This window comes from Pseudomonas sp. ZL2, assembly GCF_054788455.1.
Map to the genome: position 1 here is coordinate 97,597 of NZ_JBGOGX010000001.1, position 22,500 is coordinate 120,096.

Sequence of the window (22,500 nt, forward strand, 5' to 3'; positions counted from 1 at the left end):
GAAGGCGCGTGTTAGCCTAGCGGCGCACAACAAGACCGACCTCAACGGAATGCCTGCCTATGACCGCGAACCTGCCCCCGCAACACCCCGCACCCACTGACCATGACCACCTGCAACGCAGCCTGTCCAACCGCCACATCCAGCTGATCGCCATCGGTGGCGCCATCGGCACCGGGCTGTTCATGGGTTCGGGCAAGACCATCAGCCTGGCCGGCCCGTCGATCATCTTTGTCTACATGATCATCGGCTTCATGCTGTTCTTCGTCATGCGTGCCATGGGCGAACTGCTGCTGTCGAACCTCAACTACAAGTCGTTCATCGATTTCTCTGCCGACCTGCTCGGCCCCTGGGCCGGCTACTTCACCGGCTGGACCTACTGGTTCTGCTGGATCATCACCGGCATCGCCGACGTCATCGCGATCTCGGCCTATTCGCAGTTCTGGTTCCCCGACCTGCCGCAGTGGGCGCCGGCGATTGCCTGTGTCGGCCTGCTGCTGTCGCTGAACCTGATCACGGTGAAGATGTTCGGCGAGATCGAGTTCTGGTTCGCCATGATCAAGATCATCGCCATCGTCGCCCTGGTCGGCACCGGCCTGTACATGGTCATGGCCGGCTTCCAGTCGCCCGCCGGGCGCACCGCCGACCTTGCCAACCTGTGGAACGACCAGGGCATGTTCCCCCATGGCCTGATGGGCTTTTTTGCCGGCTTCCAGATTGCCGTGTTCGCCTTCGTCGGCATCGAACTGGTGGGCACCACCGCTGCCGAAGCGAAGAACCCGGAGCGCAACCTGCCGCGGGCAATCAACTCGATCCCGATCCGCATCATCGTATTCTACGTGCTGGCGCTGATCACCATCATGGCGGTGACACCGTGGCGTGACGTGGTGCCGGGCAAGAGCCCGTTCGTGGAACTGTTCGTGCTTGCCGGCCTGCCGGCGGCGGCCAGCATCATCAACTTCGTGGTGCTGACCTCGGCGGCCTCGTCGGCCAACAGCGGCGTATTCTCCACCAGCCGCATGCTCTTCGGCCTGGCCCAGCAGGGTGATGCGCCCAAGCGTTTCGAGCAGTTGTCCAAGCGCAGCGTGCCGGCCAGCGGCCTGCTGTTCTCGTGCACCTGCCTGCTGGCCGGGGCGCTGCTGATGTACGTGATTCCGGATCTGGTCGAAGCCTTCACCCTGGTGACCACGGTGTCGGCGATCCTGTTCATGTTCGTCTGGTCGCTGATCTTGCTGTCGTACCTGAACTACCGCAAACAGCGCGCCGCGCTGCACCAGGCCTCGAAGTACAAGATGCCCGGCGGGCGTTTGATGTGCTGGGTGTGCCTGGCGTTCTTCGCCTTCATCCTGGTGCTGCTGAGCCTTGAGCACGATACCCGCCAGGCGCTGATTGTCACGCCTTTGTGGTTCGTGCTGCTGACCGTCACTTACCAGTTCGTGCGGCGCAATCGTCAAGCCCAGCTTGAAAGCGTCAGCTCCCGCCAGGGCTGATCAACCCTCGCTGGCCTTGAGCAGTTCGGCCAGCACCGCGTCGGCCTCCTCGCGCTGGGCCGGCGTCGGTGCCTTGGCGAACTGGCTGCGGCCGTTGAGGGTCAGGTAGGCGTTATCGCCGTCGCCCCAGATGTACGAATAGACCAGCATGAAGCTGTCGGAGTCGGCGGCGCAGTACGGCGCGACGCTGCGCAGTGGCGCCAGTAGCGAGATCATCTCGCCGTAGTTCTCGCTGAACTGCAACAGGGCGAAGCGCCAGGCGCCCGCCTTCTCGTCGTACTCGGAGTACGTGCCCCAGCCACTGACACCGACCAGCTCGCTCAGGTTTCGCGCTACCAGCGGCCGCAGGTCTTCACTCCTGACCTTGCCCGGGCCATACATCCCCTGGCTGTCGAACCATTGCTGCCAATCGTCGAAGGCTGGCGCACCACCCGGCGGCGCGGCCTTGACCTCGGCGTACTGGGCAGCGGTCATGGTGCAACGAAAATACAGCGAGGACGGCTCGCTGGCCTGCACCTGCCCCATTGCGGCCCACACGCCGGCCATCATCATCCCTGCACACGCGAGCTTGCTCACTGTCGTCGTCCCTGAACCGCTTTCGAAGGCGGCGATGATACCTGCACGAACCAAAGCTGTGCAGACCCGTTTGCCGCGCACCGGCCACAGCGCCATCACGGTGCAAGCCTGCTTGCCAGCAGCCGCGATTCATCGTGCAAACCGCGCCCCAGAGCGCCTCGCACCACTCGGCACAGCCCTTGCTAACGCTCTTGGCGAAGTCGCCATCTGCCCAACAGAACATCCGATTCCATGGAGAGAGCACTATGAAGCGTCGCAGTCTGATCAAGGCCTTTACCCTCAGCGCGTCCATCGCGGCGATGGGCCTGAGCTGGAGCATCCAGGCCGCCGAGACCATCAAGGTCGGTATCCTGCATTCGCTGTCGGGGACCATGGCGATTTCCGAGACCTCGCTCAAGGACATGGCCCTGATGACCATCGAACAGATCAATGCCAAGGGCGGGGTCAACGGCAAGCTGCTGGAGCCGGTGGTGGTCGACCCCGCATCGAACTGGCCGCTGTTCGCCGAGAAGGGCCGCCAGCTGCTGACCCAGGACAAGGTCGCGGTGGTGTTCGGCTGCTGGACCTCGGTGTCGCGCAAGTCGGTACTGCCGGTGTTCGAAGAGCTCAACGGCCTGCTGTTCTACCCGGTGCAGTATGAGGGCGAAGAGATGTCGCCGAACGTCTTCTACACCGGTGCCGCGCCCAACCAGCAGGCGATCCCGGCAGTGGAATACCTGATGAGCGAAGACGGCGGCGCCGCCAAGCGCTACTTCCTGCTGGGTACCGACTACGTCTACCCGCGCACCACCAACAAGATCCTGCGCGCCTTCCTGCACAGCAAGGGCGTGGCCGACAAGGACATCGAAGAGGTCTACACGCCGTTTGGCCACAGCGATTACCAGACCATCGTCGCCAACATCAAGAAGTTCTCCGCTGGCGGCAAGACCGCGGTCATCTCCACGGTCAACGGCGACTCCAACGTGCCGTTCTACAAGGAGCTGGCCAACCAGGGCCTGAAAGCCACCGACGTGCCGGTGGTGGCCTTCTCGGTAGGCGAGGAGGAACTGCGCGGCATCGACACCAAGCCGCTGGTGGGGCACCTGGCGGCGTGGAACTACTTCGAATCGGTGGATAACCCGGTCAACAGCCAGTTCGTCGCCGACTGGAAGGCCTACGCCAAGGCCAAGAACCTGCCGGGCGCCGACAAGGCGGTGACCAACGACCCGATGGAAGCCACCTACGTCGGCATCCACATGTGGGCCCAGGCGGTGGAGAAGGCCAAGTCCACCGATGTCGACAAAGTCCGCGAGGCCCTGGCCGGGCAGACCTTCAAGGCGCCGTCCGGCTACACCCTGACCATGGACAAGACCAATCACCACTTGCACAAGCCGGTGATGATCGGCGAGATCCAGGATGACGGGCAGTTCAATGTGGTCTGGGAAACCGAACAACCGCTGCGCGCACAGCCGTGGAGCCCGTTCATTCCGGGCAACGACAAGCGGCCGGATTATGCGGTGAAAGGCAACTGAGTTGTCGGGGCCGCTTTGCGGCCCATCGCTGGCAAGCCAGCTCCCACAAGGACCGCGCATACCCACAGACACTGCAATGCCTGTGGGAGCTGGCTTGCCAGCGATGAGGCCCTGAGACATTCCACAACCGCGACGGATCCCGCTATGCCCAAGGCCCTCCAGCGCCTCTTCCTCGGCTTGCTCCTGCTCTTGCCGCTAGCCGCCCAGGCAGCCGACGCCGACTACTTCATCGCCGCCAAGGCCAATGAGCAGGCGCGCCTGCTCCAGGACTGGGCGGCGCAACCGGACCCGGCCCGCCTTGAACTGCTGAGTTCCCTGCAACAAGGCCGCATTGCCCCCGACGACACCCGCAAGCTGCGCCTGAACAACCGCCTGCGCGGACTTGTGGATAACGCCCTGGCCAGCCATCAGTTGCTCAGTGCCGATGCCGAGGTGCGCCTGGCTGCTGCCCAGCAACTGCAAAAAAGCGCCCAGCCGGCACAGGTCGCCTTCCTCGACCGGCGCTTCGCCAGCGAAGCCGACGCCGCCGTGCATGCCGCCCTCGGCCTGGCACTGGCCAACCTGCAACTGGTCGACAGCGATCCGGCCGTACGCCTGGCTGCGGTGCGCCTGCTCGGCGAAACCGGCGACCCCATGGCCCGCACGCGTCTGCAAGCCCTGCTCGAACCCGGTGTCGAAAGCAACGCCGGCGTGCGCACCGCCGCCGAAACCAGCCTGGCCCAGGTCAAACGCAAGCTGCTGTTCGGCGAGCTGCTCGGCCAGGCCTTCAGCGGCCTGTCGCTGGGTTCGATCCTGTTGCTTGCCGCCCTGGGCCTGGCCATCACTTTCGGCCTGCTCGGAGTGATCAACATGGCCCACGGCGAGATGCTCATGCTCGGCGCCTATGCCACTTACGTGGTGCAGATCCTGGTGCAACGCTACGCGCCCGGGGCCATCGAGTTCTACCCGCTGATCGCCCTGCCGGTGGCCTTCGCCGTCAGCGCCGGGGTCGGCATGCTCCTGGAGCGCACAGTGATCCGCCACCTGTACGGCCGCCCACTGGAAACCCTGCTGGCCACCTGGGGTATCAGCCTGATCCTGATCCAGGCCATCCGCCTGCTGTTCGGCGCACAGAACGTCGAAGTGGCCAACCCGGCCTGGCTCTCCGGTGGCCTCCAGGTGCTGCCCAACCTGGTGCTGCCCTACAGCCGCCTGGTGATCATCGCCTTCGCCCTGTTCGTGGTGCTGCTGACCTGGTTGCTGCTCAACCGCACGCGCCTGGGCCTGAACGTGCGTGCAGTCACCCAGAACCGCAACATGGCCGCCTGCTGCGGCGTGCCTACCGGGCGGGTGGACATGCTTGCCTTTGGCCTCGGCTCCGGTATCGCCGGGCTCGGTGGCGTGGCCCTGAGCCAGATCGGCAACGTCGGCCCGGACCTGGGCCAGAGCTACATCATCGACTCGTTCCTGGTGGTGGTGCTTGGCGGCGTCGGCCAGCTGGCCGGCAGCCTCTGGGCGGCCTTTGGCCTCGGCATCGCCAACAAGCTGCTGGAGCCGCAGATCGGTGCGGTGCTCGGCAAGATCCTCATCCTTGCGCTGATCATTCTGTTCATCCAGAAACGCCCGCAAGGCCTCTTCGCGCTCAAGGGACGGGTAATCGACTGATGAACCAGCCTCTGCTTGTTACCGCCAGCCAGAAGGCCGGCCCGCGCTGGACCCTGGCTATCGGCGCCGTGGTACTGCTGGTGCTGCTGGCCCTGCCATTGCTGTCGCTGCTGCCGGCCGGGCACAGCCTGCAGGTCTCGGCCTACACCCTGACCCTGGTCGGCAAGATCCTCTGCTACGCCATCGTCGCCCTGGCCCTGGACCTGGTCTGGGGCTATGCCGGGCTGCTGTCGCTGGGTCACGGCCTGTTCTTCGCCCTCGGCGGCTATGCCATGGGCATGTACCTGATGCGCGAAGCGTCTGGTGATGGCCTGCCAGCATTCATGACCTTCCTGTCGTGGAGCGAGCTGCCCTGGTACTGGGCCGGCACCCAGCACTTTGCCTGGGCCCTGTGCCTGGTGGTGCTGGCGCCGGGGCTGCTGGCGCTGGTGTTCGGCTTCTTTGCCTTCCGCTCGCGGATCAAGGGCGTGTACTTCTCGATCATGACCCAGGCCCTGACTTTCGCCGGCATGCTGCTGTTCTTTCGCAACGAGACCGGCTTTGGCGGCAACAACGGTTTCACCCATTTTCGCAGCATCCTCGGCTTTGAAATCACCGCGCAAAGCACCCGTGCGGTGCTGTTCCTGCTCACCGTCGCCTTGCTGGTAGCCAGCCTGTACCTGGGCTGGCGCCTGGCCCGGAGCAAGTTTGGACGGGTGCTGACTGCCCTGCGCGATGCCGAGAACCGCCTGATGTTCTGCGGCTACGACCCGCGCGGTTTCAAGTTGTTCGTCTGGGTCTTGAGCGCGGTGCTGTGCGGTCTGGCCGGGGCCTTGTACGTGCCGCAGGTGGGCATCATCAACCCCAGCGAAATGTCGCCGACCAACTCCATCGAAGCCGCAGTGTGGGTCGCTCTCGGCGGGCGCGGCACGCTGATCGGGCCGCTGCTGGGCGCCGGCCTGGTCAACGGCATGAAGAGCTGGTTCACCGTGGCCTTTCCCGAATACTGGCTGTTCTGCCTCGGTGCGCTGTTCATCCTGGTGACCCTGTACCTGCCACGGGGCGTGGTCGGTCTGCTGAAGAAAAGGGGCGAACAATGAGAGCCATCCCGCTACCGCCGGTGCACCCGGAATTCATGCTTGAACCGATCCTCGACGCCGGCAGCGGCCGCGATGCCATCGGCCTTGGCCAGCGCCGCAGCGAAGGCCTGGACGTGCGCCACGGCACGGTGCTGACCCTGGAAGACATCAACGTCAGCTTCGACGGCTTCAAGGCACTGAACAGCCTCAACCTGTACATCGGCGTCGGTGAACTGCGCTGCATCATCGGCCCCAACGGCGCCGGCAAGACCACGCTGATGGATGTGATCACCGGCAAGACTCGCCCCACCAGCGGCAAGGCCTGGTTCGGCGACACCCTGGACCTGACGCGCATGAGCGAGGTGCAGATCGCCCAGGCCGGGATCGGTCGCAAATTCCAAAAGCCGACGGTGTTCGAGGCCTTGAGCGTGTTCGAGAACCTGGAGCTGGCGCAGAAAGCCGACAAGTCGGTGCTGGCCAGCCTGGTTGCGCGCCTGAGTGGCGAGCAGCGCGACCGCATCGACGAGATCCTGCAGACCATTCGCCTGAGCGGCTCGGCCCAGCGTCAGGCCGGCTTGCTGTCCCACGGCCAGAAGCAGTTCCTGGAGATCGGCATGCTGCTGATGCAGGACCCGCAATTGCTGCTGCTCGACGAACCGGTCGCGGGCATGACCGATGCCGAAACCGAATTCACCGCCGAACTGTTCAAAAGCCTGGCCGGCAAGCATTCGCTGATGGTGGTCGAGCATGACATGGGCTTTGTCGGCAGCATCGCCGACCACGTCACCGTGCTGCATCAGGGCGGTGTGCTGGCTGAAGGGTCGCTGGAGCAGGTGCAGGCGGATGACCGGGTGATCGAGGTTTATCTGGGAAGGTGACTTGCAGAGCATCGCGGGGCAAGCCCGCTCCCACAGGCCCCGCGATAAGACCAACAAAGGACATCAGACATGCTGAAAATCGACTCCCTGCACCAATACTACGGCGGCAGTCACATCCTGCGCGGCCTGTCCTTCGAGGCCAGGGTCGGTGAAGTCACCTGCCTGCTCGGCCGTAACGGCGTCGGCAAGACCACCCTGCTGCGCTGCCTGATGGGCCTGCTGCCCACCCGCGAAGGCAGCGTGCACTGGGAAGGCCAGGCGATCACCGCACTCAAGCCGCACCAGCGGGTGCACGCCGGCATCGCCTACGTGCCCCAGGGCCGCGAGATCTTCCCGCGCCTGAGCGTCGAGGAGAACCTGCTGATGGGCCTGTCGCGCTTTGGCGCCCGCCAGGCCAAAAGCGTGCCGGGCTTCATCTACGAGCTGTTCCCGGTGCTGCTGCAGATGAAACAGCGCCGTGGCGGCGACCTCTCCGGCGGCCAGCAACAACAACTGGCCATCGGCCGCGCCCTGGCCAGCCAGCCACGCTTGTTGATCCTCGACGAGCCCACCGAGGGGATTCAGCCTTCGGTCATCAAGGAGATCGGCGCGGTGATCGGCAAACTTGCCGCCCGGGGCGACATGGCCATCCTGTTGGTCGAGCAGTTCTACGATTTTGCCGCTGAGCTTGCCGACCAGTACCTGGTGATGTCCCGCGGTGAAATCATCCAGTCCGGACGTGGCGAAAATATGGAAGCCGAGGGTGTGCGCGGCCTGGTAACCATTTAACCTGAGCCGATCACCGTGCCCCTGCTCGAGAACCTGCCATGACTTACCTGCTGCGCGATGCCGTGCCTGCCGACCTGCCGGGCATTCGCGATATCTACAACGATGCCGTGCTCAACACCACGGCGATCTGGAACGAGCAAGCGGTCGACCTGAGCAACCGCCAGGCCTGGTTCGAAGCCCGCCAGGCCCAGGGTTATCCGATCCTGGTGGCGGTGGACGCTGCCGATCAAGTCCTCGGCTATGCTTCGTTTGGCGACTGGCGGCCGTTCGAAGGTTTTCGCCATACCGTCGAGCATTCGGTGTACATCCGCAACGACCAGCGCGGCAACGGCCTGGGCCCCAAGCTGATGCAAGCGCTGATCGAACGGGCCCGCGCCTGCAACAAACACGTGATGGTCGCTGCCATCGAAAGCGGCAACGCCGCCTCGATTCGCCTGCACCAGCGCCTGGGCTTCACCCTCAACGGGCAGATGCCCCAGGTCGGGGTGAAGTTTGGCCGCTGGCTGGACCTGACCTTCATGCAGTTGATCCTCAACCCGGATGCCCTGCCCCCGACAATGGAGTGACGCCTGTGAATGCTGCGCAGCTTAATCGTGTAACCCATGAAAGCCTTGCCTATTACCGCGACGGCCTGGTGGCGTTGCTGCTTGATGCCGTGCAACACGGCGCCTCGGTGGGGTTTCTGGCGGCTATCGATGTGCAGCAGGCCGAGCGTTACTTCGAGGAGGTAAGGCAGCGCCTGGTCAGCGGCGAGCTGTTGCTGTGGGTGGTGGGCAAGGACAAGGAAGTGCTGGGCAGTGTCCAGCTGGGCTTGTGCCTCAAGCCCAACGGTTTGAACCGGGCGGAAGTACAGAAGCTGCTGGTGCATAGCGCGGCACGGCGCCGTGGCCTGGGCCAGCAGTTGATGCACGCGCTGGAACTGGCGGCGCGACAGAAGCAGCGCGGCATGCTTTACCTGGATACCGAGGCCGGCTCGGGGGCCGAAGCTTTTTATCGATCGCTGGGCTACAGCAAGGCGGGCGAGATTCCGGATTACGCCTGCGGGCCGGACGGGGTTTATCGGGCGACGGCGTTGTACTACAAATTGCTCTAGGTCTTCAGGGCCAATCGCCGGCAAGGCCGGCTCCCACAGGGTACTGCATGCACAGGGCCAGTGTGGGAGCCGGCGTTGCCGGCGATCGGCCGCGCAGCGGACGCAATGAACTCAGCCCTGCACAAACCGCCCCAAACGTTGCCTGAGCATGCTGTTCTCGCTGCGCAGTTGCTGCACTTCCTCCAGCAGCTCCAGGGCCAGCGCCACCCCTTCCCACTCCAGTTGCAGATCGTGATGCAGCTTCGCCGCGCGCTTGGCCAGCACCGGCGCCTGATCGTCAAACAGCCAGTCTTCCGGCGTTCGCCCAGAAGGCTCGACAATGCCGTGTTCGACGATTTCGATCACGTAGGCCGCCGGCAGATCGGCTTCCTGACAGAGGGTCTGCATGTCCAGTTGAACGATCAGGGTACTGCTCATGATCAGCTACTCCATTGTGTCCTCGGGTTGAACGCGGCCTTTTCCGACAGCTTGGTCCACAGCTCACGGGCTGCGGCATCGGAGTGGCTCGGCATCACCACTTTCAATTGCGCATACAGGTCGCCACGCTGGCCCTGCTTGTTGCTCAGGCCCATGCCCTTGATGCGCAGGCGCTGGCCGTTCTGGCTGTCCGGACGGATGGTCAGGTTGACCTTGCCGGTCAGGGTCGGCATCGCCACCTTGGTGCCCAGGGCGGCCTCCCACGGTGCCAGCGGCACGGTGATGATCAAGTCATGACCTTCGACATCGAACAGCGGGTGCGGTGCCATGCGAATGGTCAGGAACAGGTCGCCATTGGCGCCGCCACCGACGCCCGGCGCGCCCTGGCCCTTGAGGCGGATCTTCTCGCCGTCGCTGACGCCGGCCGGGATCTTCACGTTCAGGGTCTTGGTGGTAAAGCCCGTGCGCTGGCCGTGGGCGTTGTGCTGCGGCACCTGGAAGCTGATCTGCTTGGATTCGCTGGACAGGGTTTCCTCAAGGAAAATCGCCAGTTCCATTTCCACGTCCTGCCCCCGCCGTCCGGCGCTGCGTTGCTGGCCGCGGCCAAAAGGATTGCCGTTGCCACCGCGCGAACCGAAGATCGAGCTGAAGAAATCGGAAAAATCGCCACCGTCGCCAAAACCGCCGGCACCGGCCGAGCCGCGGCTTTCCCAGCCCGGCGGGCCCTGGAACGGCCGGCCATGCTGGCCGTATTTGCGCAGCTCGTCGTACTCGGCGCGTTTTTCCGGATTGCTCAGGGCTTCATAGGCCTCGTTGGCCTCCTTGAATTTCTCCTCGGCGTCACGCTCTTTGCTGACGTCGGGGTGATACTTGCGCGCGAGCTTGCGGTAGGCGGTCTTGATCGCCTTGTCATCCGCAGTGGGCTCTACGCCAAGAATCTTGTAATAGTCTTTGAAGTCCATCTAAGGAGTCACCATGGGTTAATCGAATGCTTTTGTAGATTGGGGTCAAGCATAGCCTTTCAAGGTGCTCATGGGTTTGCTGCAAAGCAGATAATCGGTCTTGATTCTGCTGCCAGCTGGCATAAACTGCGCGGCCGTTTTTCCCCCGGAAGTACAATCCATGAGTCAAGCATCCCCGGCCCGTGCCTGCGGCATCGACTTCGGCACCTCCAACTCCACCGTCGGCTGGCATCGCCCGGGCGTGGAGTCGTTGATCGCCCTGGAAGACGGCAAGATCACCCTGCCGTCGGTGGTGTTCTTCAATATCGAGGAGCGCCGCCCGGTGTACGGCCGCCTGGCCCTGCACGAATACCTCGAAGGCTATGAAGGCCGCCTGATGCGCTCGCTCAAGAGCCTGCTGGGGTCCAAGCTGATCAAGCACGACACCAGCGTGCTGGGCACCGCGCTGCCGTTCAAGGACCTGCTGGGGATGTTCATCGGCGAGCTGAAAAAGCGCGCCGAAGCCAACGCCGGCCGCGCCTTCGACGAGGTGGTGCTGGGCCGCCCGGTGCATTTCGTCGATGACGACCAGGCCGCCGACCAGGAAGCCGAAGACACCCTGGCCGAAGTGGCAAAGAAAATCGGCTTCAAGGAAGTCTCCTTCCAGTACGAACCGATTGCCGCGGCCTTCGACTACGAGTCGAACATCCAGGGCGAAGAGCTGGTGCTGATCGTCGACATCGGCGGTGGTACTTCGGACTTCTCGCTGGTGCGCCTGGCCCCTGAGCGGCACATGCTCGACGACCGCCAGCAGGACATCCTCGCCACCGGCGGCGTGCACATCGGCGGTACCGACTTCGACAAGCAGCTGAGCCTGCAGGGCGTGATGCCGCTGTTCGGCTACGGCAGCCGGATGAAGAGCGGTGCCTTCATGCCGACCAGCCACCACATGAACCTGGCCACCTGGCACACCATCAACTCGGTGTACTCGCAAAAATCCCAGCTGGCCCTGGGCAGCATGCGCTACGACATCGAAGACACCGACGGCATCGACCGCCTGTTCAAGCTGATCGAGCAGCGCGCCGGGCACTGGCTGGCGATGGAAGTGGAAGAGACCAAGATCGAACTGACCCACAACGATCGCCGCCTGGTCGATCTCAAGCGGGTCGAGCCGGGGCTCAGCGTCGAACTGAGCCGGGCGCTGTTCGAAGAGTCGATCGACAACCTGCTCGAGCGCGTGCGCGGCAGTGTCAGCGAACTGCTGACCAAGGCTGGCGTGGGTGTGGCGCAGGTCGATACGGTGTTCTTCACCGGCGGTTCCAGCGGCATCCCGGCATTGCGCCAGAGCGTGGCGGCGATGCTGCCGAATGCCCGGCATGTCGAAGGCAACATCTTTGGCAGCATTGGCAGCGGTTTGGCGATCGAGGCGCGCAAGCGTTACGGTTGAGATAGCCGGGGCCGCGTTGCGGCCCTTTCGCCGGCAACGCCGGCTCCCACAAAGTATTGCTGCACACTATCCCTGTGGGAGCCGGCCTTGCCGGCGATAGCCTTCAGTTCACACCAGCTCTTGCTGGCGCAACTCACTCTTCAAATAGGCGTAATAGATCGGCCCCGCCACTACCCCAGGCAGTCCGAACGCCGCCTCGCACACCAGCATCGCCAACAGTAGCTCCCACGACTTGGCGCTGATCTGCCCGCCAACGATCCGCGCGTTGAGGAAGTACTCGACCTTGTGGATAACAATCAGATAGCCCAGCGCCGCCATCGCCACCCAGATCGACAACGACAGGCCGACGATGGTGATCAGGGTGTTGGACATCAGGTTGCCGATCACCGGTAGCAAGCCGAGCAGGAAGGTCAGCACGATCAGGGTCTTGGTCAGTGGCAGATGCACGCCGAACAGCGGCAGCACCACGGCGAGGAAGATGCCGGTGAAGAAGGTGTTGAGCAGGGAAATCTTGATCTGCGCGAAGACGATGTTGCGAAACGCCTGCACCAGCAGCGCCAGGCGGTTGAACAGCGCCGCCGCCAGGGGCTTGCGCTTGGAGATGTCGGGAATGCGCTGCAGCGCGACGATGGCGCCGAGGATCATGCCGATCAGCAGGGTGACGAACATGTGCGCCGCGCCCTTGCCCACCAGTTGCAGCTCACCCAGGTGGGTTTTGAGCCAGTCGCCGATGGCTACCTTGAACTCCGAGGCACTGGCCGGCAGGTAGGCGTCGATGAACGGCGGCAGCTGTCCGCGAGCCTGATCCACCAACAACATGAACTTGTCCAGGGACGCCCCGGGGTTTTCTGCTTCGTGCAGCAGGAAGCTGATGGCACCGGCGAACAGCAACGTCAGGGTGCTGACCACCAGGGTGCCCAGCAACGCTACCGCCAGCCAGCGTGCCCGTTGCCCGGCAATCAGGTGCTGCAGCTTGGGGGTGAGCATGTTGACCAGTTCGAACACCAGCAGCCCGGCCAGCAGGCTCGGCAACAACTTGAGCGGCAACACCAGCAACAGGCCGGTGAAGACGATGATCCAACTGGCCAGGGTGATCTGGCGCTGAGTAAAGGTCATACAACCTCGAAAGGCGACGGCATGGAAAACCGGCAGTCTGCCAGCCTTCGTCCGGCAGGCATAGTGGCACGCAGCGGCGCTGCGGCTGGCAATGCCGTTGTGATGTTTCTATGATTGCCGCCCCCAATGGAATGGTGGCGCCGCGCAGGCGCTTTCGCAGGTAGGCGAAACAGGAATCCCTCTGTGCCTTCCCACCTTCAAGGCAAAGAGTTCCAGACCATGCGCAAACTGCTTGTCCTGCTTCCGCTGATGCTGCTTGGCGGCTGTTCGGAAGATTTCGCCACCCTGCATTTCGCGCAGCCGGTAAGCGCCTACTATGGCGACCTCAGGCCGCAATACGGCGATGACCTGTACCAGGCCATCCTGGCACTGAAAATCGATCCAAAAGACATCGAGGTCGAGCTTGACGATGACCACCGGCAGAACTTGCGGATCAACGTCTCACGCTCGCTCGATGCCGGTAAGCGCCAAGCCCTGCGCGAGTTGTTCGACGAAATTCCCCGGGCTCGTGCCGCCGCTTCCTGGGAAGTCGATGTCACCCTTGAACCGCACGCGCCGGGCGCCAGGTTCGACGGTTTTAGCGAGGCGGTCAAAAGCATCCAGGGGCCAGTCACCCTGCAGCTCAAGCTTGGCAATCGTATCGAAGCGCTTTCCAGTGCCACGCTGCGCGAGCGCACGCTTGCCGCCGAGAACAACAGTGAAGTGTCGAGCATCATCACCTGTCACGTGCTGGCCGAGGTGTCCGGTGGCCCATTCAAGTTCAGGTCGATCGTGCAGCGCGACGATGGCCCGCCGGAACGCGCGCAGGTCATTATCGAGTACGCGCCGATGCATTTCGCCCAACTGCCGGCACGCTTCGACTTCAAGGACCCGACCCTGCGGGAGAGAATCCACAACGGCCAGGTCAAGGCCTGGCAAGCCGAGGGGACGCCGCAGCGCAGCCCGTGGCGCCCCTTCGAGATGGCCTTCGAGATCGGCTCGCTGGGCAAGCAGAGCCTGAACTTGAATCCGGGCAAGGACCTGCGTATCGGCATGCTCCAGAGCGACTGCCGGGACCTGGCCAACCGCGCCGGCCGGCCGTTCTCGCTGTTTATCGGCGAGGGTCTGGACCGGCTCGAGTCGGTGACTTACGCCGCCGACGACTGAAGCTGGTCGCGAAAGGCTTCGGCGTTCTCGACATTGAAGCGACTGAGGCGGCGCGAGCCGCTGAGGTCGACGATCAGGCGATTGCACAGCAACAGGTTCTGCACCTTGACCTCGGTGATCTCCTCCACCGGCACCGCCACCCGGTACTGCTTGCCGTCGAAATAGTGCACCTTGCCCTCTTCCAGGCTCAGGCTGGTGGCAATCTCCTTGCCGCAGATCATGTTGAACAGCGCAGTGACCGACAACAGGGTCAGCAGGCTGAAAAAGGCCAGGTCACTGCCGTCGATCCAGTAGTTGATCGTGGCAATCGAGTAGAGGAAAAACGCTGCGGCAAAGAACGCTGAGCAGCCGAGCAACAGATGCTGGCGCGAGAAGTTGAAGTCCGTTTTCATGAAGATCCTGGCGATGAATTGTGCAGGATGAACCACCCTGCCCGGGCCGCGGATCATAGGGGGGTGGTGACAGGCTCGCAAGAACCGCGGGCCTGCCGCCAGCAGCAGACGTTACTTTTTCTTCAGGCAGTCGCTCATGTACGCCTTGCGCTCGTCGCCCTTGAGCGCCTTGGTGGTGGCGTCGGCGTTGCAGGTTTTCATTTTGTCCTGCTGGGTCGCAGGTTTGGCTTTCAGGCAGGTGCTCATGAACGCCTTGCGTTCATCGCCCTTGAGCGCCTTGGCCGTGGCGTCAGCGTTACAGGTCTTCATTTTTTCCTGTTGCGCCGTAGCGGCAAAACCTTGGGAACACATCAGCAATCCCAGCAACAGCAACGGCACACGCACCATCTTCATGGCGTTTTCTCCTGGTCGCCGCGCACCACGCGCAGCCTTGGCGAGAGTGTAGACAAATACTCTTACAAACCTCCAGCGCGAGCCCGGCGCCGGTACTGCTCAGGCGTGCAGTGGGCCTGGCGCTGGAACATGGCGATGAACGCCGAGGCGCTGCTGTAACCCAGGTCGAAGGCAACCTGCTGGATCGGCAGGTTCTGCTCCAGCGCCTCGATGGCGCGCAGAAATCGCAGGCGCAGGCGCCACTCGCCAAAGCTCATGCCCAGCTCGCGGATGAACTGCCGGGCCAGGGTGCGTTCGCTGACATGGACGCTGGCGGCCCAATGGCCGAGCGGGCGATTGTCGCCGGGCTCGGCATGCAGAGCCTGCAGCACATCGCCCAGACCGGCACTGCGTGCGTAGGGCAGGTAGCAGGTCTGGGTCGGTGCGCGGCGCAACTGGTCGACCAGCACCCGGGCCAGGCGCTGGTCGGCTTCATCTTCAGGGACCTTGACGTCACGGGTGGCGAAATCGCCAAGAATGGCCTTGAGAATGTCGCTGATCACCAGGGTGCACGGTTCGCCAGGCAGGCCCTGGCACAGGGCACGATCCAGGTACACCGAGCGATAGACGATGGCCTGCGGGTTGTAGCAGCTGTGCTCGGTATCGGGCGGCACCCACACCGCATAATGCGGCGGCGAGATGAAGCGCTGGCCGTCGATATCCAGGTGCATGATGCCGTGCGCCGCATAGTTGAGCTGGCCCCAGGCATGCCGATGGGCGGCGCTGTGGGTATCGGCGCCGAACTCGTCGTAGCGAAAATACACCGGGGCCGGCAAAGCCTCGAATTGCGGAATTTTTACGTACTTTATCGACATGCTGTCTGGATCTATGGGCAGGTTGTCTGGATGCAAGTATAAACAACAAGACAGACAAGCGGATAATAGCTGCCTGTACCCTCAAGAGTTCCTGTTTCATGAATTATGCGTTTCCATTGCTGGCAATCTTCATCTGGGCCGGCAATACCGTGGTCACCAAGATGTCTGCCGGGGCGATCTTCCCGGCCGAGATCGGCTTCTATCGCTGGCTGCTCGCCGGCCTGCTGTTCACGCCCTTTCTTTTGCGGCCGGTGTTGCGCAACTGGGCGGCGATTGGCCCGAACCTGGGCAAGATTTTCATTCTCGGCGTACTCGGCATGGCGGTGTACCAGAGCCTGGCCTACTTCGCCGCCGCCATCACCAGCGCTACCAACATGGGCATCATCCTCTCGCTGATGCCGCTGATGTCCCTGGCCTTGGCAATCATCAGCCTCGGCCAGCGCCTGACCATCGGTGCGCTGATTGGCGCGGTGGTGTCGTTCATCGGCGTGCTGGTTGTGGTGTCGGCTGGCGATCTGGCGGTGCTGGTGCAACACGGGGTCAACGGCGGTGATGCGCTGATGCTGATCGCCACCCTGGCTTATGCGGTGTACAGCACCCTGCTGAAAAAGTGGCAGTTGCGCATCCCACCGCTGCAGCTGCTGTATCTGCAGGTGCTGGTGGCGATCATCGTGCTGTTTCCGCTGTTCCTGTTCTCGGAAAAGACCGGCCTGGGCGCGGGCAACATCGGCCTGGTGATCTACGCCTGCGTACTGGCCTCGATGATCGCGCCGCTGGCCTGGATGCAGGGGGTCAGCCGTCTGGGCCCGAGTCGCACGACGCTGTTCTTTAACCTGCTGCCAGCGGTGACAGCGGTGATCGCTGCCATGGTGCTGGGCGAGCAGCTGGCCCTCTATCACCTGGTGGGCGGGGTGCTGACCCTGGTCGGGGTGATCCTCGCCGAACGCTGGAAAACACCCCTGCGCCGCAGCGCTACAGTCCCGCAGCCTTGAGCCTGGCAGCATGTTCGGTGAACAGCCGCACAGGCTCTGCGCCCTTGCCCACCGCACCTAGCGACTGATTGACGATGTCCAGGTGATCGAGCGGATAGTCATCGCCGATCACCTGGCCCAGGTGCGAGCTGAAGCGCCCGACCATGCCGTCGCACTGGCCCTTTTCCCGCACGAAGGTGCGGGCGAACAGGCGGCAGAAGCGATTGCTGCCGTCCAGGCGGTTGAGGCCGCGATCGGTCCGGCCCGGTTGCAGGGTGCCGGACCAGGAGTAGTAACGCACGCCATTCACCTCGGCCGGTCCCTCGCCGCCCCAGGTGGTCGGCAGGCCCTGTGGATAAGCCTGGTTGAAGCGCGCCACGCCGGCACTGGTGAGCGACTGGTGCGAGGCGTGGACGTCAATCGGCAGTTTCGGCCCGCGCCAGCCGGTCTCCAGCCAGCCCATCAAAACCCCCAGCCCATGCAGCAGAGCCTTGAGCACACGGCCGCGCGCGGAGTCGGCGGGGTAATAGTCATGCAGGTGATCGGCCAGCTCCGAGCCGTGATTGGGCCCGGCAATCGAGGTGACGGACGCCACCCATTCCGGCCGTTTGGCGGCCGCATAGCGCGCCGTCAGGGCGCCCTGGCTGTGGCCAAGCAGGTTGACCTTGTCGGCGCCAGTGCGCCGACGCAGGTCCTCGATGATCAGCAACAACTGCTCGCCGCGCACCTCGCAGGAGTTGAGCGGCGACACCTGCACGGCAAACACCGTCGCCCCGCCCCGGCGCAACGCCGAAACGATCCCGAACCAGTAGGGATACAGCAGCAGGCGGACAAACCCGAGCATGCCTGGCACCAGCACCAGTGGATAACGCGTGGCGAGCCCTTGGGCCATGGCTGCATTCCCCGTTCCGTGGACAGTCGCCCAACACTACAGGCTCTTCGATGGCAATCGCAATCGAACTCCCGCCGCTCGCTGGGGTTCCAAGCCAATAGACCCTCAGCAAGGAGCTCAACCATGTACAAACAGACCCTGGCCATCCTCCTGACCACCGCCACCCTGGCCGCCTGCGGCAGCCGCCCGGAAAACCCGGTGGACTACGTCACCTATCACGAAGAGCCGCTGGTCAAGCAGGTCGAGAACGGCATGACCATGCAGCGGGTGATTGCCATTGGCGGCAGCCCATCGACGGTGATCGACCTGCCCCACGGCGGTACCTGCAACAACTACATCCTCAACCGTGACGGAAAGCAGCAGGCCTATTACGTGCGCTTCGATGCCACCGGCCATGTCGACGCCAAGGGCTTCAAGACCTGCGAACAACGCCAGGTCGATGACGAGGCCGTCGAAAAGGCCAAGGCCAAGCTATAAAACTTTTCCCCGTGCTGGCGACTCACAGCTTTAGTAACCAGCGCGCCGACAGAGCGTGAAGATCTATCCGTTTTCAGCCTGGAGATGATGATGAGCAACGTTGAACTGACCGATGTTAAAACCCTGCGTGAACGCGCCCGCCAGCATGTCGAGCAGGGCGCCGTGACCGAAGGCTACAGCGCCGACCGGGAAAAAATCCTGCGCCTGCTCAACGAGTCGCTGGCCACCGAGTGGGTCTGCGCCCTGCGCTACAAGCGCCACTACTACATGGCCAGCGGGATCAAGGCCAGTGTCGCAGCTGACGAATTCCTCGAGCACGCCACCCAGGAGCTGGAGCACGCCGACAAACTGGCCGAACGCATCGTCCAGCTGGGCGGCGAACCGGACCTGAACCCGGACAACCTGAGCAAGAATTCCCATGCCCAATACGTCGCCGGCAGCAACCTCAAGGAGATGGTCCTGGAAGACCTGATCGCCGAGCGGATTGCCATCGACAGCTACCGCGAGATCATCCAGTACATCGGCGAGAGCGACCCGACCACGCGGCGGATCTTCGAAGACATCCTGGCCCAGGAAGAGGAGCACGCCGACGACATGGCGGATTTGCTGCAAGGCCTGTAGACCTTATCGCGGGTCAAGCCCGCTCCCACAGGTCTGGTGCACACAGTTCCATTGTGGGAGCGGCGGTGCGACGGCTCGACTTGACCCGCGATTGCTTCCTCTCAACCCGCCTTCACTGCTCGCGGCGCCTTGCCAGCCTTCATTTGCTCCAGCAACGGCGTGCACTGGTTCGGCACATCCCCACTTGGCGCTATCAGTGCCAGCAACCCCGCCGCCGGCCCCACCGTCACCCCCAAAGCCACCATCCCCACCCCACGCAAGGCCAGCGGCAAGGCCTGTACGCCAGCGCTTGGCTTGGCGAACGGCCCGCGCACATACAGCGGCGAGCGCAGCGAAATAAGGCGCACGCCCTTGGACTCGGGGTTGATCTTCAAATCCAGCTGCTCGCTGGCGAAGTTGGCGGTACCGTTGATGTAGATGATCGCGTTCTCGGTATCGAAGACGAACACCCGCGTTGTCGCCAGGCCATCCTTGATACCGAAGTCGGCTGCCGCGCAATTGATCTTCACTTCCTTGTCACCAAACAGCTTGCCGACCACATAGTTGCCAACGTTGAGCCCGGCGATCTCCATCAATCCACGGCTGATGGCGCCATCGTTGATCAGCATTTTCAAGTCGCCATTGGCGGTCGCCAGCAGCGCTGCCACCGAGTTGCCACGACCACTCAGGTCGGCGTCGCCATTGAGTTCGCCGAAGCTGGTCTTCATCGGCTCGAAGGTCGGGAACAGCTGCTTGAGCTTGAAGTTACGCGCACTCAGTTGCGCCCGTCCCTGCAACGGCACGCTACGGCCATCGAGGCGCACCTGGGCGTCGAGCTTGCCGCCGGCGATGCCAAAGCGCAGTGGTGCCAGGCGCAGCACGCCATCCTCGAGGACGAAGTGGCTGGAAAGATCGGTGAACGGCAGCTCGGCACTGTGCACGATGCGCTTGCCGCTGAAGGTCACGTCCGCGTCCATGGTCCGCCAGCGTTCGGTGCGAAATTCCTCGACCGGCAACACCTTGCCCGCGGGTTGCTTGCTGGCACCGCCTCGGGCTTTCTGTTGGGCATTGGAGTCGGCCCCGATCAGCGGCGCCAGGTCCTTGAACAGCAATTGGTTGGAAACCAGCTTGCCGCTCAGCTTTGGCCGCGGCTGGCTGGCGACGAACGCCAGGTCACCATGGATATCGCTGTCGCCGATCTTGCCGTTGAAGCCTTCATAGCGAAACGCCGCACCGCCAGGTTCATGCAGTTTGGCCGTGAGATGACCATCGGTGGCATAGGGCGGTGAATCGGGCAGGGTCACGCCGGTGAGCGGATACAGGTTGCCCAGGCTCGCTCCTGACAGACGCAGGCGCAGGTCGAGGGCGCCGAGATTGCGCGGGTCGGTCAGGGTGCCGGCGACGGCGATGCGGGTTTCGCCAATGGCCATGTCGGCCTGCAGCGGGAACGGCTGCGAAGCGTCCTGCAGGGCCAGCAGGCCGCCGATCTTGCCGGTGCCGGCCAGCGCCTGGCCTTTGTAGCGGCCCTTGACCTTGAGGCCGAAGGCGTAGTCCTGGGCAGCACCGGCCTTCTGCGCCGAGGCCTTGCCGACGATGTCGCTGAACGGGATCGGCTTGCCCAACGGGTCGATCAACACCTCCAGGCGGGTTTTCAGGGTCTGGTCATCGAGACTTACCTGGCCCTTGTCAAAGCCGATGGCGCCGATGTCGAGCACCCATTTCGACGGTTCGGCCTGCTCGTCCTTGGGGCCGAAGTCGAAGGTCCAGTTGGCACGGCCATCGGCCAGGCGCTTGAGGCTGGCGGTCGGCTGGTTGAGATCGATGCGTGGAATGACGATCTGCTGCACCAGCAGCGGCAGCGGCGCCAGGCGGAACTCGACGCGCTTGAGGCCGACCATCTGCGGCTCCTTGAGCCAATCGGGGTTGCCCAGGGTCAGGTCTTCGGCGATGAAGTGCGGCCATGGCAGCCAGGCGCGCCAACCGCCTTGCTCCGGCTCACGCTGCCAACGCACCGCCAGGTTGCCGTTGATGGCGAAGGGCCGATGCAGTGCTTCGGAGACCTTGGCATTGAGGGTGGGCTTGACCCGGTTCCAGTCGAAGGTGGCGATGACGATCACCACTACGGCCAGGACCAGCAGCAGGCTGGCGAGGGTCCAGGTGATGATTTTGGCGGGGCGCGTCATTGCACGATTCTCCTGATGACTGCATGGCAAAAAGCGGGCGCGTTGATGGCACTTATCTCTTCGGACTGATGAAAACCCGAGGGGTTTAATTGATCAGCCATGATAACGAGGTTTTTTCTGACCTTTTTCTCAACTTTTGTCGATCGTTACCTCATCCGGCTGCCCCGGTAACGACCTCGGCGCCGTCGCTCATCGCGCCGTAAACTGCGGTTTAGAGCGGCCGCTGCAAAGCATCAATTCCGTTGATTGTTACCATTATCTTTATGAACTTTTATCTGGCGTTTCCCGGCGTAGCATTGGCTCCGTACCCACTTTCCAGCCCCGCCGAGGAGCACCGAATCATGAAACGCCAATTACTGCTGAGCCTGTCCCTGTCCATCCTGGCCGCCAACGCCTTTGCCGTTCCCGCCGCCGAACAAGCCCTGACCGCCGAATCGCGTTCCAGCTCGACGGTGATTTCGCAACCGCTGAACCCGCTGGCCGAAGGCGGTTCGGATCGGCTGCTGGAGCGCAACAACCGTGTTGCCGAAGGTGGCTCGGATCGCGTACTTGACCGCAACAACCGCGTTGCCGAAGGTGGTGCTGATCGCCTGAATGACCGGGTCAAGGTTGCCGAGGGTGGTGCTGATCGCCTGAAACAGTACTACAAGGTAGCCGAAGGTGGTTCTGACCGTCTGAAAGCACGCTTCGAGGTCGCAGAAGGTGGTTCTGATCGTCTGATCGAAATCCAACGCGCGAGCTGAAGCCTATGCCAGACAACAAGAGACACCAGTGCTGTAGTAGCTCCCCTCCCAGCCCGGTCCATTGACCGGGCTTTGTTTTTCTGGCGCCAGGCTATTAGAGTGCAGGGCTGTTTCACTGCCTGCCGATACTTGCCATGCTGCCGCGCGCCGAACAAAAGCAACAGACCCGCCACGCCCTGCTGGATGCCGCCCGCCACCTGATGGAAAGCGGTCGAGGCTTCGGCAGCATCAGCCTGCGCGAAGTGGCGAAAACCGCAGGCATCGTCCCTACCGGCTTTTACCGGCATTTCTCCGACATGGACCAACTGGGCCTGGCCCTGGTCAATGAAGTCGGCGAAACCTTTCGCCAGACCATCCGCCTGGTGCGCCAGAACGAATTCGAGCTCGGCGGCATCACCGATGCCTCGGTGCGGATCTTTCTCGACGTGGTGGCAGCCAACCGCGCCCAGTTCCTGTTCCTGGCCCGCGAGCAATATGGTGGTTCGCAGCCGGTACGCCAGGCTATCGGTACCCTGCGCCAGGGCATCAGCTCGGACCTGGCCACCGACCTTGCACGCATGCCGCGCTGGCAGCACCTGGACGCCGCAGCCCTGGCGGTGATGGCCGACCTGGTGGTGAAAACCGTGTTCGCCACCCTGCCGGAACTGATCGACGAACCAAGCGCCAGCGCCGTCGAACCGATCAGCGCCCAGGAAAAAATCACCCAGCAATTGCGCTTCATCTTTGTCGGCGCCAAGCACTGGCAGGGGCTCAGCACCCTGTAGGCAGTCTGTTCCGGGGCTGCTTCGCAGCCCATCGCCGGCAAGGCCGGCTCCCACAGAGATCACTGACCCCACCGAAGTCCTGTGGGAGCTGGCCTTGCCAGCGATGAGGCCGGCAAAGTCGCCGCCGTTTCCTGCTACCATTGCGCGCA

24 protein-coding genes are annotated in these 22,500 nt (G+C 63.3%); 15 read left to right on the top strand and 9 right to left on the bottom strand.

Annotation, left to right across the window (positions count from 1 at the left end):
- Positions 1–59 precede the first annotated feature (59 nt).
- Complete coding sequence (cycA, locus tag ABM562_RS00440; RefSeq protein ID WP_134064477.1) at positions 60–1,487, top strand: D-serine/D-alanine/glycine transporter; 1,428 nt, start codon at positions 60–62, stop codon at positions 1,485–1,487.
- On the opposite strand, the gene ABM562_RS00445 is transcribed toward cycA, so the two are convergent.
- Positions 1,488–2,063 carry a hypothetical protein gene (locus ABM562_RS00445; protein WP_233673523.1) on the bottom strand — a complete coding sequence of 192 codons (576 nt, stop codon included), beginning with the start codon at positions 2,061–2,063 and terminating at the stop codon, positions 1,488–1,490.
- Positions 2,064–2,308: 245 nt separating this feature from the next.
- On the opposite strand from ABM562_RS00445, the gene urtA reads away from it, so the two are divergent.
- The 7 genes from urtA (at position 2,309) to ABM562_RS00480 (ending at position 9,015) form a co-directional block, all read left to right on the top strand.
- On the top strand, positions 2,309–3,574 hold the full coding sequence (urtA, locus tag ABM562_RS00450) for an urea ABC transporter substrate-binding protein (RefSeq protein ID WP_258578710.1): 1,266 nt from the start codon (positions 2,309–2,311) through the stop codon (positions 3,572–3,574).
- Between the two features lie 144 nt (positions 3,575–3,718).
- Positions 3,719–5,218 carry an urea ABC transporter permease subunit UrtB gene (urtB, locus tag ABM562_RS00455; RefSeq protein ID WP_134064481.1) on the top strand — a complete coding sequence of 500 codons (1,500 nt, stop codon included), beginning with the start codon at positions 3,719–3,721 and terminating at the stop codon, positions 5,216–5,218.
- The gene (gene urtC, locus ABM562_RS00460) at positions 5,218–6,297 is read left to right on the top strand and encodes an urea ABC transporter permease subunit UrtC (RefSeq protein WP_134064483.1); all 1,080 of its coding nucleotides are present in this window, start codon (positions 5,218–5,220) and stop codon (positions 6,295–6,297) included. Before urtB ends, urtC begins: the two co-directional genes overlap by 1 nt.
- 35 nt (positions 6,298–6,332) lie before the next feature.
- Positions 6,333–7,154 (top strand): urea ABC transporter ATP-binding protein UrtD, encoded by an 822-nt coding sequence (gene urtD / locus ABM562_RS00465; protein ID WP_233673589.1) that lies wholly within the window; start codon positions 6,333–6,335, stop codon positions 7,152–7,154.
- 69 nt (positions 7,155–7,223) lie between these two features.
- Positions 7,224–7,922, top strand: a complete 699-nt coding sequence (urtE, locus tag ABM562_RS00470) for an urea ABC transporter ATP-binding subunit UrtE (protein WP_346617654.1) — start codon at positions 7,224–7,226, stop codon at positions 7,920–7,922.
- A gap of 38 nt (positions 7,923–7,960) precedes the next feature.
- Positions 7,961–8,488, top strand: a complete 528-nt coding sequence (locus ABM562_RS00475) for a GNAT family N-acetyltransferase (protein WP_460420453.1) — start codon at positions 7,961–7,963, stop codon at positions 8,486–8,488.
- A gap of 5 nt (positions 8,489–8,493) precedes the next feature.
- The gene (locus tag ABM562_RS00480) at positions 8,494–9,015 is read left to right on the top strand and encodes a GNAT family N-acetyltransferase (protein WP_115089030.1); all 522 of its coding nucleotides are present in this window, start codon (positions 8,494–8,496) and stop codon (positions 9,013–9,015) included.
- A gap of 111 nt (positions 9,016–9,126) precedes the next feature.
- Here ABM562_RS00480 and ABM562_RS00485 read toward each other — a convergent pair whose 3' ends face one another.
- Together ABM562_RS00485 and cbpA are read right to left on the bottom strand one after the other, a co-directional pair.
- Entirely contained in the window at positions 9,127–9,432 is a 306-nt protein-coding gene (locus ABM562_RS00485; protein ID WP_045196932.1) for a chaperone modulator CbpM, read from the bottom strand.
- Between the two features lie 2 nt (positions 9,433–9,434).
- On the bottom strand, positions 9,435–10,394 hold the full coding sequence (gene cbpA, locus ABM562_RS00490) for a curved DNA-binding protein (RefSeq protein WP_115089032.1): 960 nt from the start codon (positions 10,392–10,394) through the stop codon (positions 9,435–9,437).
- A 160-nt stretch (positions 10,395–10,554) separates the two neighbouring features.
- On the opposite strand from cbpA, the gene ABM562_RS00495 reads away from it, so the two are divergent.
- Complete coding sequence (locus tag ABM562_RS00495) at positions 10,555–11,820, top strand: Hsp70 family protein (RefSeq protein WP_115089035.1); 1,266 nt, start codon at positions 10,555–10,557, stop codon at positions 11,818–11,820.
- A 108-nt stretch (positions 11,821–11,928) separates the two neighbouring features.
- Here ABM562_RS00495 and ABM562_RS00500 read toward each other — a convergent pair whose 3' ends face one another.
- Positions 11,929–12,936, bottom strand: a complete 1,008-nt coding sequence (locus tag ABM562_RS00500) for an AI-2E family transporter (protein WP_115089037.1) — start codon at positions 12,934–12,936, stop codon at positions 11,929–11,931.
- 219 nt (positions 12,937–13,155) lie between these two features.
- On the opposite strand from ABM562_RS00500, the gene ABM562_RS00505 reads away from it, so the two are divergent.
- Positions 13,156–14,082: a hypothetical protein gene (locus ABM562_RS00505; protein ID WP_148708574.1), complete on the top strand. Its 927-nt coding sequence runs from the start codon at positions 13,156–13,158 to the stop codon at positions 14,080–14,082.
- On the opposite strand, the gene ABM562_RS00510 is transcribed toward ABM562_RS00505, so the two are convergent.
- The 3 genes from ABM562_RS00510 to ABM562_RS00520 all read right to left on the bottom strand — a co-directional run bounded on the left by ABM562_RS00510 (position 14,064) and on the right by ABM562_RS00520 (position 15,721).
- On the bottom strand, positions 14,064–14,474 hold the full coding sequence (locus ABM562_RS00510) for a hypothetical protein (protein WP_233673526.1): 411 nt from the start codon (positions 14,472–14,474) through the stop codon (positions 14,064–14,066). The genes ABM562_RS00505 and ABM562_RS00510 overlap by 19 nt on opposite strands.
- A gap of 111 nt (positions 14,475–14,585) precedes the next feature.
- Positions 14,586–14,867: a PsiF family protein gene (locus ABM562_RS00515; protein ID WP_115089043.1), complete on the bottom strand. Its 282-nt coding sequence runs from the start codon at positions 14,865–14,867 to the stop codon at positions 14,586–14,588.
- Between the two features lie 62 nt (positions 14,868–14,929).
- On the bottom strand, positions 14,930–15,721 hold the full coding sequence (locus tag ABM562_RS00520) for an AraC family transcriptional regulator (protein WP_346617656.1): 792 nt from the start codon (positions 15,719–15,721) through the stop codon (positions 14,930–14,932).
- Positions 15,722–15,819: 98 nt separating this feature from the next.
- Between ABM562_RS00520 and ABM562_RS00525 the strand changes: the two genes are divergently transcribed.
- Complete coding sequence (locus ABM562_RS00525) at positions 15,820–16,713, top strand: DMT family transporter (RefSeq protein WP_115089047.1); 894 nt, start codon at positions 15,820–15,822, stop codon at positions 16,711–16,713.
- Here the strand turns inward: ABM562_RS00525 and ABM562_RS00530 are convergent.
- Positions 16,694–17,584 carry a lipase family alpha/beta hydrolase gene (locus ABM562_RS00530; protein ID WP_115089049.1) on the bottom strand — a complete coding sequence of 297 codons (891 nt, stop codon included), beginning with the start codon at positions 17,582–17,584 and terminating at the stop codon, positions 16,694–16,696. The two genes, ABM562_RS00525 and ABM562_RS00530, sit on opposite strands and share 20 nt — an antisense overlap.
- A 123-nt stretch (positions 17,585–17,707) precedes the next feature.
- Here ABM562_RS00530 and osmE point away from each other — a divergent pair, with 123 nt between their 5' ends.
- Both osmE and ABM562_RS00540 read left to right on the top strand, forming a co-directional pair.
- Positions 17,708–18,061 carry an osmotically-inducible lipoprotein OsmE gene (gene osmE / locus ABM562_RS00535; protein ID WP_038997418.1) on the top strand — a complete coding sequence of 118 codons (354 nt, stop codon included), beginning with the start codon at positions 17,708–17,710 and terminating at the stop codon, positions 18,059–18,061.
- 90 nt (positions 18,062–18,151) lie between these two features.
- Positions 18,152–18,682 (top strand): ferritin-like domain-containing protein, encoded by a 531-nt coding sequence (locus tag ABM562_RS00540; RefSeq protein WP_010221634.1) that lies wholly within the window; start codon positions 18,152–18,154, stop codon positions 18,680–18,682.
- A 101-nt stretch (positions 18,683–18,783) separates the two neighbouring features.
- On the opposite strand, the gene ABM562_RS00545 is transcribed toward ABM562_RS00540, so the two are convergent.
- Entirely contained in the window at positions 18,784–20,844 is a 2,061-nt protein-coding gene (locus ABM562_RS00545) for an AsmA family protein (RefSeq protein WP_115089051.1), read from the bottom strand.
- Between the two features lie 341 nt (positions 20,845–21,185).
- Between ABM562_RS00545 and ABM562_RS00550 the strand changes: the two genes are divergently transcribed.
- Both ABM562_RS00550 and ABM562_RS00555 read left to right on the top strand, forming a co-directional pair.
- Positions 21,186–21,587, top strand: coding sequence for a hypothetical protein (locus ABM562_RS00550; RefSeq protein WP_115089053.1), 402 nt, complete (start codon positions 21,186–21,188; stop codon positions 21,585–21,587).
- Between the two features lie 134 nt (positions 21,588–21,721).
- Positions 21,722–22,351, top strand: coding sequence for a TetR family transcriptional regulator (locus ABM562_RS00555; RefSeq protein ID WP_115089055.1), 630 nt, complete (start codon positions 21,722–21,724; stop codon positions 22,349–22,351).
- Positions 22,352–22,500 lie beyond the last annotated feature (149 nt).

Excerpts from the sequence above, each read along its gene's own strand:
- urtB (WP_134064481.1), top strand. The coding sequence starts at position 3,719 with ATGCCCAAGGCCCTCCAGCGCCTCTTCCTCGGCTTGCTCCTGCTCTTG.
- ABM562_RS00495 (WP_115089035.1), top strand. The coding sequence starts at position 10,555 with ATGAGTCAAGCATCCCCGGCCCGTGCCTGCGGCATCGACTTCGGCACC.
- ABM562_RS00510 (WP_233673526.1), bottom strand. The coding sequence starts at position 14,474 with ATGAAAACGGACTTCAACTTCTCGCGCCAGCATCTGTTGCTCGGCTGC.
- ABM562_RS00555 (WP_115089055.1), top strand. The coding sequence starts at position 21,722 with ATGCTGCCGCGCGCCGAACAAAAGCAACAGACCCGCCACGCCCTGCTG.
- ABM562_RS00500 (WP_115089037.1), bottom strand. The coding sequence starts at position 12,936 with ATGACCTTTACTCAGCGCCAGATCACCCTGGCCAGTTGGATCATCGTC.
- ABM562_RS00475 (WP_460420453.1), top strand. The coding sequence starts at position 7,961 with ATGACTTACCTGCTGCGCGATGCCGTGCCTGCCGACCTGCCGGGCATT.
- ABM562_RS00485 (WP_045196932.1), bottom strand. The coding sequence starts at position 9,432 with ATGAGCAGTACCCTGATCGTTCAACTGGACATGCAGACCCTCTGTCAG.
- urtC (WP_134064483.1), top strand. The coding sequence starts at position 5,218 with ATGAACCAGCCTCTGCTTGTTACCGCCAGCCAGAAGGCCGGCCCGCGC.
- ABM562_RS00515 (WP_115089043.1), bottom strand. The coding sequence starts at position 14,867 with ATGAAGATGGTGCGTGTGCCGTTGCTGTTGCTGGGATTGCTGATGTGT.
- urtD (WP_233673589.1), top strand. The coding sequence starts at position 6,333 with ATGCTTGAACCGATCCTCGACGCCGGCAGCGGCCGCGATGCCATCGGC.
- ABM562_RS00520 (WP_346617656.1), bottom strand. The coding sequence starts at position 15,721 with ATGTCGATAAAGTACGTAAAAATTCCGCAATTCGAGGCTTTGCCGGCC.
- urtE (WP_346617654.1), top strand. The coding sequence starts at position 7,224 with ATGCTGAAAATCGACTCCCTGCACCAATACTACGGCGGCAGTCACATC.
- ABM562_RS00545 (WP_115089051.1), bottom strand. The coding sequence starts at position 20,844 with ATGACGCGCCCCGCCAAAATCATCACCTGGACCCTCGCCAGCCTGCTG.
- ABM562_RS00525 (WP_115089047.1), top strand. The coding sequence starts at position 15,820 with ATGAATTATGCGTTTCCATTGCTGGCAATCTTCATCTGGGCCGGCAAT.
- ABM562_RS00540 (WP_010221634.1), top strand. The coding sequence starts at position 18,152 with ATGAGCAACGTTGAACTGACCGATGTTAAAACCCTGCGTGAACGCGCC.
- ABM562_RS00530 (WP_115089049.1), bottom strand. The coding sequence starts at position 17,584 with ATGGCCCAAGGGCTCGCCACGCGTTATCCACTGGTGCTGGTGCCAGGC.
- ABM562_RS00550 (WP_115089053.1), top strand. The coding sequence starts at position 21,186 with ATGAAACGCCAATTACTGCTGAGCCTGTCCCTGTCCATCCTGGCCGCC.
- urtA (WP_258578710.1), top strand. The coding sequence starts at position 2,309 with ATGAAGCGTCGCAGTCTGATCAAGGCCTTTACCCTCAGCGCGTCCATC.
- cbpA (WP_115089032.1), bottom strand. The coding sequence starts at position 10,394 with ATGGACTTCAAAGACTATTACAAGATTCTTGGCGTAGAGCCCACTGCG.
- osmE (WP_038997418.1), top strand. The coding sequence starts at position 17,708 with ATGTACAAACAGACCCTGGCCATCCTCCTGACCACCGCCACCCTGGCC.
- ABM562_RS00505 (WP_148708574.1), top strand. The coding sequence starts at position 13,156 with ATGCGCAAACTGCTTGTCCTGCTTCCGCTGATGCTGCTTGGCGGCTGT.
- cycA (WP_134064477.1), top strand. The coding sequence starts at position 60 with ATGACCGCGAACCTGCCCCCGCAACACCCCGCACCCACTGACCATGAC.